7 protein-coding genes and 1 pseudogene are annotated in these 10,141 nt (G+C 42.2%); all 8 read right to left on the bottom strand.

Annotated elements, in window-relative coordinates:
* Positions 1-117: 117 nt before the first annotated feature.
* The 8 genes and pseudogenes from PI95_RS26405 to PI95_RS26375 all read right to left on the bottom strand — a co-directional run bounded on the left by PI95_RS26405 (position 118) and on the right by PI95_RS26375 (position 9,801).
* Positions 118-1,593 carry an anthranilate synthase component I gene (locus PI95_RS26405; RefSeq protein WP_039740677.1) on the bottom strand — a complete coding sequence of 492 codons (1,476 nt, stop codon included), beginning with the start codon at positions 1,591-1,593 and terminating at the stop codon, positions 118-120.
* Between the two features lie 207 nt (positions 1,594-1,800).
* Positions 1,801-2,175, bottom strand: a pseudogene (gene folK, locus PI95_RS36235) (2-amino-4-hydroxy-6-hydroxymethyldihydropteridine diphosphokinase); the annotation flags it as partial.
* 380 nt (positions 2,176-2,555) lie between these two features.
* Entirely contained in the window at positions 2,556-6,326 is a 3,771-nt protein-coding gene (locus tag PI95_RS26400; protein WP_163519214.1) for a tetratricopeptide repeat protein, read from the bottom strand.
* A 314-nt stretch (positions 6,327-6,640) separates the two neighbouring features.
* Positions 6,641-7,291 (bottom strand): DUF924 family protein, encoded by a 651-nt coding sequence (locus PI95_RS26395; RefSeq protein ID WP_039740058.1) that lies wholly within the window; start codon positions 7,289-7,291, stop codon positions 6,641-6,643.
* Positions 7,288-7,866 carry a CPBP family glutamic-type intramembrane protease gene (locus tag PI95_RS26390; protein WP_039740060.1) on the bottom strand — a complete coding sequence of 193 codons (579 nt, stop codon included), beginning with the start codon at positions 7,864-7,866 and terminating at the stop codon, positions 7,288-7,290. Before PI95_RS26390 ends, PI95_RS26395 begins: the two co-directional genes overlap by 4 nt.
* Before the next feature lie 137 nt (positions 7,867-8,003).
* On the bottom strand, positions 8,004-9,071 hold the full coding sequence (locus PI95_RS26385; protein ID WP_039740062.1) for a DUF3326 domain-containing protein: 1,068 nt from the start codon (positions 9,069-9,071) through the stop codon (positions 8,004-8,006).
* A gap of 81 nt (positions 9,072-9,152) precedes the next feature.
* Positions 9,153-9,332: a DUF8621 family protein gene (locus tag PI95_RS26380; RefSeq protein WP_039740064.1), complete on the bottom strand. Its 180-nt coding sequence runs from the start codon at positions 9,330-9,332 to the stop codon at positions 9,153-9,155.
* 148 nt (positions 9,333-9,480) lie between these two features.
* Positions 9,481-9,801: a 2Fe-2S iron-sulfur cluster-binding protein gene (locus PI95_RS26375; RefSeq protein WP_039740066.1), complete on the bottom strand. Its 321-nt coding sequence runs from the start codon at positions 9,799-9,801 to the stop codon at positions 9,481-9,483.
* Between the last annotated feature and the right edge of the window lie 340 nt (positions 9,802-10,141).

Here is a 10,141-nt window from a genome sequence, read left to right as displayed (position 1 = left end):
ATCCGCAACACCCAACCAATTACTCGGATGTTCGCGCTTCGCGTCTAAGAGAACCCTTGAAGCCTGTCCATATTTGTAAGCGTGAAGGACTCGCCCTCTGGGGATAGCATCACTCACTTACTGGCGGTATTTTGCTGAAATATCAAGAGCCAGATTTAGAGCGTTGAGTTGAGCTTGTGCTTTTTGTAGAGACTCATACCATTCTTTTTGCGGGTCGCTATCTGCAACAATGCCAGCACCGACTTGTCCCCAAACAATTGCCTCAGATGTAGAATCGCTCATATTAGTATATAGGAGCGTGCGAATCAGAATATTTAAATCGAGGTTTCCCCGCCAATCCAGATAACCGCAGGAACCGTAAAATAAGTTGCGCTTTACGGGTTCAAGTTCTTCGATAATTTCCATACAACGAACTTTAGGACAGCCAGTAATCGTCCCCCCAGGAAACACACCTCGAATTAAATCTACAGCGTCATAGTTCGGGTGTAGCGTACCGATAACATTGCTGACAAGGTGCATGACATGGCTGTAACGTTCAATTGTCAGGAGTTCATCGACTTTTACAGATCCCCACTCGCAGACTCTGCCGATGTCATTGCGCTCTAGATCAACAAGCATGATGTGTTCGGCTCTTTCTTTGGTATTGCTGATTAACTCTTGCGCTAACTGCTCATCAGCCGTGGGAGTGGCACCACGCGATCGCGTTCCGGCAATTGGTCGAGTTTCAACTTGCCTCCCTGATAACTGTACCAGCCTTTCAGGTGAACAGCTAATAATTGCCCCCCAAGGAGTTTGCCAATAACTGGCAAAGGGGGAAGGATTAATCTGTTGCAAAGCTCGATAAATTGACCAACTATCAAAAGGGGTATGCGCTTCAAACCTTAAGGACAAGTTAGCCTGAAAGATGTCGCCAGCTTGAATATATTTTTTAGCTTGCTGCACCGCCGCTATATAATCTTCCTGAGACATTTGGAAAATGCAAGTTACAGGAGTAGTTTTGACATCCTGCGGTAAATTTTGCGTTTCCCTCTGTTTCACTGCTTGTTCTAGCTGACTTTGCATTAAGTCAAGTTGAGCCAAGTCAGTAGCGGCTAACCAAAGAATTTGCTGTTGATGATCCGCAACTGCAAACGATTCGGGTTCATACCAGTAGGCGATCGGGAAAGGAAGCGGATCAACTTTGTGTTGGGGCAGTTGCTCAATCTCCCATGCCAAGTCATATCCCAGCCATCCCAACCAACCACCTGTAAAGGGAAGTTCAGAAGGCACAATCGATTGGGCTTTCATACTCGCGTCTTCATCCTGATGAGAGTTGAGCAGACAGCGCAAAAAGCAAAGAATATCTCCTAAAGGCGGTGTCCATAGCCTCTGTTGACCCTCAATCAAGCGGGGAGAACCTGCACAAATAGAATATCGAGCTAGGTGAGTGCTATGCGTAACTGGGCTTTCTAGAAGAGTTGCAATACGCTGAGGGGAACGACCCTGCAACGTTTCCACATCTCTAAAATTGAGAAATAGTGCCTCGAAGACTTGCGCTCCATTAAGTTTAAAAAGAGGCAGCTTTCGCCAATGCCAAGGTTGTATCGGTTTCATGGTTGATAGGGTATGGGCAGATAACTCAGCTGCGATAGCGAAGCGCAGCAGCGTTCGCGGAGCGTCTCGCAGAGAAGCGCCGATCGCTTCATTCACCTCTACTTGATGGTAAAAGGTAGCCTTTTGTTGGGAAAATCTATTTGCGATTTCAGCCATCGTCTGTTTTGTTATTGGATGAATCCAATCAGGCACCAGAAACCCTAATGGCACAGCTACATAGGCGTATTGTAAAATATCCGGCGCTGGCAATTGCAGGTTGGGAGTTGACAGAACTTGTTTCTCGTAAAGTACAAGGTCTAGGTCGATGCTACATTTAACTTTGCCTTCGTCTCCCCGGATTCGACCTAAACTATCCTCTATAGGGCGCAACACTTGCTCATGCAGCTCAAGTGCTTGTAAACTTGTTTTTACTAAGCAGGCACCATTGAGATAAGGTGTTGCAGTCGTTTTGCAAATGGCTGGATTTTCGTATACTGGAGATACAGCCAATATCTGTACCTGTTGATTGAGAGCTTTTAACGCTTTGACCAGGTTGGACTTAGCTTCATAGTTAGAACCAAAAGTAATTAAAGCAAGAAACACTTCGGCTATTCTCTAGTTGGTGTGATAAGGTTTGGTTACGTCGTTTGGATGCATAGGCGATCGCCACACCGATTTGTAGAAGTATCCAACGCCTAGGAAAACTGAAAAAGACCTATATGCTTCCATAGGTGGAACTAAACGTAAAATATAGTATAAGCTATCGTTTGCTTAATTAAATTCGCGTATGAAGAGCGCTTAACGTGCGGCTAGGCGCAGTGTCGTTGATGCACTTTAGGTTTATTTGTACAGTGCGTAAGTCTTAGAACATCGAATTTTACCACAGGCGATCGCACTCGCGGATCAATCTAAATTACACCTATATAACAGGAAATATACGTGATTTACGTAGAGACGTTCCGGTGGAACGTCTCTACCTATTTTTAAAGCCCATTGCCGATGAGAATAAACGGTGCCCAGTAGTAAGGATGGCTGAAGTCATTGCCTGCTGCTGATGTGCCTTGTTGCTTCTTGTAAGCCTTTTTATTGCCACTTATCAGGGCGATTTGGGCTTGCCGGAGTGCCTCAGCTTTGGTCGTATTGCGCTTTGGCAATATAGTATAGAAATTATCCATCAAAGCTTGCGTACCGCCATCGTCAACAACCCATAATGAGGCGATCGCAGACCTTGCCCCAGTTCGCTGTATTTGGTAGCCAAAGCCCAAAATCTCTTTCCCATCGCCTAAATCGCCCAATTTCTTACCCAAACCAGTTTCGCAAGCACTCAGCACCATTAAATCTACTTGGGATAAGTTCCAGTTTTGCACGTCACGAAGCGTAACATAAGTACCATCACCAAACATAATCAAAGAATCCTCAGGTTGACCGACAACAAAAGCTGCATGAGTTGCCAAATGCACTATTGAATAGTCATTCATCGAGTAAATAATACCTGAGTTGAATTGCTCGTTTAAAACTTTCTTGGTATTGCGGATTGTGCTTGCTATACCTTCCACTTCACGTCCAGCAAATTCTAATCCTTGAAATGTATATCGCTGTTCACCAAGTTTAACTGTGACACTACGTTTAGTGTCAGCAAATGCAGCCGCTAAAATTTGGATTTGTGGTTGTGGTTTAGTGTTAAAATCTGTCAAACTCAGGGCAGTAATATTATTAATGCGGAAGCGTTGCACCAACCATTGATTGCCATCATGTAAAGCCGCTAGGGGAATATAGCGCAATTGTCCATCGGGAGCGTAAATAATAGTTTTGGTTTTTGCTTGGGCAAGGTCTTTTTCGATAGGTTTAATCAACCATTGATACAGCTTCTGTGCGGTAATTTTGGGATTACTTTTAGGAGTTTGTAAATCTTTGCGAAATTGAGCTATGCTGCTGTTGAGTTCTTTTTCGGTGACAGCAACTGTGCGACGAATCGGGGGACCATAGGGAGTTGCTACAACTAATTCCAAACGGTCTTTGAGAACGAGAGGATACAAAAGGACGGCATCTTGTTGAAGTCGTTTGAGGTTATCTTGTAAGTTGTTTAAATAATTAGGATTTAAACCCTCTCCCCCGGTAGTTTGCTGTAATTTGGACACCAGTTTTTCAACTTCTGGACTTTTGAGAAAATCCGCAAATTCTTTGTTAACTTGCCCTTGAATTTTCCGTAGTTCTTGGATGCGCTGTTGTTGAGCGGGAGTTCTTTTCTTGACAGGTTTAATGTCTTCTAGCGTGTCTAGTTCTTTACCTAATGCTACTGCTTTATCTAAAAGAGCGTTGATACCAACTTGAGTTTGTGCTTGTGGCTGTATATTTGTTTGTACATTGCTCCCATAAGCTTTTAATTCTTGCAATTTCAACAAATCTAATACTTGTTGAGCCTGAGCAACTTGATTTTGCTTCAACAATAAATCTGCATATTCGCGATAGATATCAACCGTTTTGACGTTGTTTGCTCTATCTTGAAGATTTTGCAAAAAAGATTCTTGCAATCTCGGTGAAAGTCCTTGGATATTAACACGTTGCTTTTGAATATCGTTAATAGCTTGCGCGTAGTATTTAATCGCTTCTTGCGGATTATTCAAGTTTCTATAAATCCGAGCTAAACCTGCCTGTGCTTTGAATTGATCGCCAGCAACTTCAGTTTTTATGGTAATTGCTAAGGACTGTTTATAAACATTAATTGCTTGCGTTGTTTTGCCGAGTTTACTATAAAGATTTCCCAAATCAATTAATGCGTCTCTTTCTCCATCACGGCTTTGCACTTTTTTAGCGATCGCTAAACTAGCTTGTGAAGATTCAATTGCTTTTTCATAATTGCCTAATGCACTATAAACTTGGCTCAAATTCCTAAGAGCAAGACGTTCTAATCGAGAATCTTTTATTTCTCGTGCCAAGTTCAAACCTGTTTGTGCTGAACTAAGTGCTTTTTGCTTGTCTCCTATTCCAATGTAAGCAAGGCTTAATAATAACGAATCTCCTGCTTGCAATCCACGATTTTTTGATTGTTGAGAAAATTGTAAGTTTTGTGAAACTAAGTTAATCGCTTGTTGATAATCTCCCAGTTGCAGATAATTAATTGCCAACAAAATAAAGGACAATTTTTGTAGTGGAGTAACTTTAATTTCCTCTCCAATTTTTAAGGCTTGATTAGCAAATTCAATCGATTTCTGAGAATCATTAACCGCAGCGTAACTCATGCTGAGAATATTTACAGCCATCGCTTTTAAATATGGCTGCTTACTTTGTTGTGCCAATGGTAATGCTAGCTTGGCAAACTCTACTGCTTTCTGCGGATCTCCCAGTGTATATGGTTGTGAAGCATAAGCGAAGCTGAGAGTAACTACAGCCATTGCTTGAATTTCGTTATTTTTGACTTCTTTAGCTATTTTCAAAGAAGCTTGTGCATATTCAACTGCTTTTTGGGGTTTATCTTGTAAAACGTCAATTAATCCGAGTTGTGCTAAAGCTAAACCTTCAAGTTCGTGCTGTTTGGTTTCTCTGGCAATTACTAAACCTTGCTCAAAAGAATTAACCGCTTTGGGAATGTTCCCCAAGTTAGCGTAAGCACCACCAAGAGTTATCAAAATCGAGCTTTCAATTTTACGATCTTTAGTTTCTCTTGCAATTGCTAAAGCTGGTTCAAGAAGCTCAACTGCTTTTTGAGGCTGACCCAATATATTATAGGCATTGCCGAGAGTGAGCGAATTTATCGTTGCAACATTTGGATCTTTGGGTGCGATCGCTAAACTAAGTTTTGCATATTCAACTGCTTTTTGATAGTCATTTAGTACAAAGTAACTGTAACCGAGAGCTCCGAGAATAACTGCTTCTACATTGCTTTCTTTGATTTCTCGTGCAATTATTAAAGCCGGCTGCCCAAATTCAACTGCTTTCTGATAGTTCTCGTTTTGAAAGTAAGCAAGACTCAACAGAGACAAAGCAGCCATCTCAATTTTTCTATTTTTGATTTCTCTGGCGATCGGCAATAGTTGCTGATAAACTTCTATAACACGAGCATAATCATTTTGCTTTTGATAAACTAATCCTATTGCTGTCAAACTTTGAGCTTGCAAAGCGCGATTTTTAATTTTTCTCGCAATTAACAAAGCTTGTTGATAAAATTCAAGCGCTTTGGGATACTGGTTTTGGCTGTAATAAACTAGTCCCAAGTTTAATAAATTCTTGCTCAAAGCAACTTGATTTTTTGTCTTATTAATTACCAACGCTTGATTGAGAAATTCTAAAGCGCGAGAGTATTCCTTTGAACTTCTGTAAGCTACTCCTATATTTAAAAGAGATATTCCTTCTCCAGCGCGATCGCCTAATTGTCGATGAATTGCCAAAGCTTGTTGCAACACTTGCAAAGCTTGGGGAAATTGCTCTAAACCGTTGTAAACTTCTCCAATATTGTTCAGAGTTTCCCCTTCACCCTTTTTATCACCTAATTCTTGCCGTATCGTTAACACTTGTTGGAAAATAGTCAAGGCTTGTTGCAACAAATCTTTGCGAGATTGTTGTGAACCTTGCTGCAAAAGTTGTACACCTTCTTGAAAAAGCTTATCAGCTTTGGCTTTATTACTTTGATTGTTTGGTGTCTGTGCTGAAGCAGTTGATATTCTCGGTGTAATTACAGCCAATTGAATGACAGGAAAATTGAGCGAAAAAATTAGGATTGAAGTAAGTGTAGATAAACGATATAACTTGTTTGTCAAAAATTTTCTGTTTATATACATAAAAAGCTTGCTCTAAAATTGGATAAAAAAATAACTTAGTTTTATCCTAAGAAATTTCTCAAACTTTCTAAAATTTTGCAAGCAGTATGTAACAATTTGTTGGCTTATATTATATCATGTCCGACAAATCACATATGGGGAGTTTTGTTGATGCTACAGCACGATGCTGCGTAAATAAAGTACAGTACCTAAAAAGTGAAAGCCATATATAAAACTTTTTTCACTCCTGACTCCTGTAATCTGCGCTTCCACCAATTCTGCTGTATGAATATGAGAAGATGGCGGGAGCTACCTCAAGTATTTGAGAGAAATTGCGACAGGTGGGGGGGCATCGAATGCGTATGTACGAGCTGACCACTCGTGAGGTATTCAAGTTCCTCTGGGGTTGATTGACGTCCTAAGACCTCGTTGCGATGAGGATGACGACCGAATCGTGCAATCACTTCCTGATGTCTGCGTGCTTGCGCTGCGGAAAACTCTAGCAACGCGCGATACTCAATAGATGCCTCCAGAGCGAGCTCCATAGCAAGCTTGACCGCCAGTTCTAGGTTCGTGAGATCCTCGGAATGCCCCAGCGGCAGTAAGAAAAAGGTCTTCTCCCAGGGTGTCTCCAGAGCTGCATAGTGACCAACATCGATCCCTTCCTTGGTCAGCGCGCAAGCATAAAGGTCTTGTGCAAATGCTTGAGCAGTCCCCCGATGGATCGTTCGCGAGAACTGGTCAAGGACGATGATCAGCGCGAGCCGTGACCGTGGCTCACCAGACCAGGCATCGAGTTCACCCCGCGTAGCTTGGGAGAGCAGCGGTGAAAAATGCTCGGTTACATCAGCGTCCGCACTCCCGCGAAACCACCATTCCCACTGACGAACCATCGCCGCTTGATCGCCGCTTGGTCGGCTCTTAAACCAGAACCGAAGAACGTCTTCAGAGCGTTCAGTTTTCACCGTTTTATCTTCCAGAAATAACTAGAAATCAAATTCGTCAACATATGAGCAACAATCGGCACTAACAAGTTACCACTAATTAAAGCGCTGTACCCTAATATTAACCCAACAATAGTTGCCCAAATTACATAAGTCCATTGTTGGGGACTGCTAAGGTGTAAGACGCCAAAACAGAGACTCGATACAATTACCGCTACATGATCTCCTCCCAAAGCTGGCAACATCACACCTCGAAATAACAATTCTTCACTTAATCCTGGTAGCAACCCCAGCCAAATTATGTCTGGTAAAGCTAAAGGTTTAAGTACTATTTCTAAATAATAATCTGCACTTTTGCGATAAGCAGCCCAAAAACGATAAGCTAATCCACTCACAGCGGTGATGATTAACCCTAAGGCTATTCCTAAAAGTAAATCTCTTTCCTGCCAATGCCAAGAAAATATCGCCACGTTGCCAAAACGCAACCACAACTTGGCAATTATCCACAACATTATTGCAGTCACTCCCATTGCCACAAGCACTTGGGTGCGTGTCAAGTAGGGAATTTCTGGTTCTTGCTTTTGCTGTTGTTCCACGGGAGGAGAGGGGGGAGGGGGGGAGAGGGAGAGGGGGGGAGGGGGGGACAAGGGGGACAGGGGGACAGGGGGGATAAATGCCCAAGACCTATCTACTAACTACTAACTACTAACTACTAACCACTAACCACTAACCACTAACCACTAACAAATAACTGCAAAGACGATATTTTTGAACTTAAAGCAGATAAGTTGATGCCTGCTTTGTGTGCTACTAATGCACCTACTGCTTCTAAATATGAGTTTAGCTGTATGCACTTGATTCCCAAGGGTTCGGGAGGAACTTGCATCTGAGTTTTGTTTTCAAGGACGGTGATGATTTGGCATCGTCTATTATTCAAGCTTAACAGAGTGCTGCCACCACAGGCGGTTGCGGGTACGATGACGGCATCAACTTGATTAGCCCAAATGTCAGTCGGTTCGGGCAATTGATGAGTTTGGGGGAGAATAAATTGGGGTGCGCGACTTAAACCGACAAGGACGCATGGTAAGAAAGTATAACCTAATTCTTCGGCGGCGGAACGTGGAGATAAATCGGGATCTAAAGGTGCGGGAGAAAGTGCGGGGGAATGAGCGCAAGGTATTTGAAAGGTTCGCACTATTAAATGACTAATTACGGCTTCTGCCCCAGCTATCGGATCGACTCCTTTACCGTGACGGTAGTTTTGATCAACTTGTTCATCAATATTATCGGGGAAACGGGCAACAACTGCGATCGCCTCCGCCCCAGCTTTATTTATCAGTACTTCTGCTGCCCTTAACAAGCTATCTGGGTTGCCAATTGTCCCCCAACTCGCACCCGATGCCGATGACCGCAATTCTACTTCTAAAGGTGCATCACTTATTACATAATCTGTCAGCGACAATCCTAAGGTGGCTCTGGCGGCATCGGCTGCTTGCAAATGTCGCAGTCGCAACTCAGGCTCAATTCCTTGGTCTAAAAGCAAACCTATGCGATTTTGATGAACTGGACGCAATCCCCAGCATCCGGCGGCAAATTTGTCAAGTCCATAACCTTCAACATAGAAAGTATTGGGTAGATTCCAATATAAACTTGCACCATTGAGGACATTGGGGTGAGTAATTAAGCGATCGCAAACCTGTGCCATAACTTTGGCAACAGGCAATGCATCTCCTGCATAACCGCCAATTTCTGCCCCAACGCCTGTTGGTACAATTAAGATAGCTGTGTATGGACGATTCATTTTAAGTTATGAGTGATGAGTTATGAGTTATGAATTATATAAATCAGAAGCCGTCTACTCCTAACTCTTAACTCTTAACTCTTAACTCTTGACTGTAGTTACCACGGCTTCAACAGTAGCTTTTTGTTCGTCAACATCCACAGAGGTAACTGCCCAACGGAGGGGTTCACCTTGTTTATTCAACTCTGTTTCAATTACTTCTAGTAATTCTGTGGGAGTTTCTTGTAAATCAATTTCTGCGGTAATAAAATGAGTTGTCATCTTAATAAATCCTGTTGATTTGTACTTTCTAGAATAGCTTATATCAGTTGCTATGAAATACTTATGTTATTTCTCAGTCTTGGGAATTTCCTTTGAACAGTTATTCAGTCATCAATAATCATCCGATTTACTGATAACTGTTCGCTGATTATTTGCCTTTGCCAAACTGTAACTGATAAACTATGTCTTCCTTTTCTGTCTCAAGTTTCAAATCAGAAAGGGGTTTGGCAACACAAAGCAATACGTAACCTTGCTTTTGTAAATCTGGACTAACGCCCATGCCATCAGTTTGATCTACAGTTCCCTCAGATATTTGACCGGCGCAAGTTGTGCAAACACCTGCATTGCAAGAACTCGGCAGTTCCAAACCAGCAGCATCGGCAACTGATAAGATCGTTTCATCTTCAGGAACTTGCAAAGTATGAATTTTGCCTAGGTGATGAATTTCTACGGTGTAAGTGTTGGACATATCCAGAAGAAGGTGATGCAACGAACAAATTTATTATTTTATCTGAATTAGTTAAAAATATCTAGATATTAACTTGAATTGGGCAATGGGCAGAGGGCAATGGGCAGAGGGCATTGCGAATTGGATTCGGGAGAAATTCTTTCCATGCCCACTTGGACGATGCCTTTGGTAAACATTTTGTACACTAATAACATTATTTACTCTAAAATACACAAATATTTAGTTAAATTTGCTTACTAGAAATATGCGCGATCGCGTTGTCTTAAAAACTGTATCTGTAAGTCTGCCTTTTGGCATTGGTTCGATGGCTGTGGAAAGTTGACCCCACACAACGGAAAGC

This window comes from Hassallia byssoidea VB512170 (assembly GCF_000817785.2).
Lineage (GTDB): Bacteria > Cyanobacteriota > Cyanobacteriia > Cyanobacteriales > Nostocaceae > Hassallia > Hassallia carrinoi.
This window is presented reverse-complemented; position numbering and strand designations above follow the sequence as displayed.

Excerpts from the sequence above, each read along its gene's own strand:
- PI95_RS26405 (WP_039740677.1), bottom strand. The coding sequence starts at position 1,593 with ATGAAACCGATACAACCTTGGCATTGGCGAAAGCTGCCTCTTTTTAAA.
- PI95_RS26385 (WP_039740062.1), bottom strand. The coding sequence starts at position 9,071 with ATGAATCGTCCATACACAGCTATCTTAATTGTACCAACAGGCGTTGGG.
- PI95_RS26380 (WP_039740064.1), bottom strand. The coding sequence starts at position 9,332 with ATGACAACTCATTTTATTACCGCAGAAATTGATTTACAAGAAACTCCC.
- PI95_RS26375 (WP_039740066.1), bottom strand. The coding sequence starts at position 9,801 with ATGTCCAACACTTACACCGTAGAAATTCATCACCTAGGCAAAATTCAT.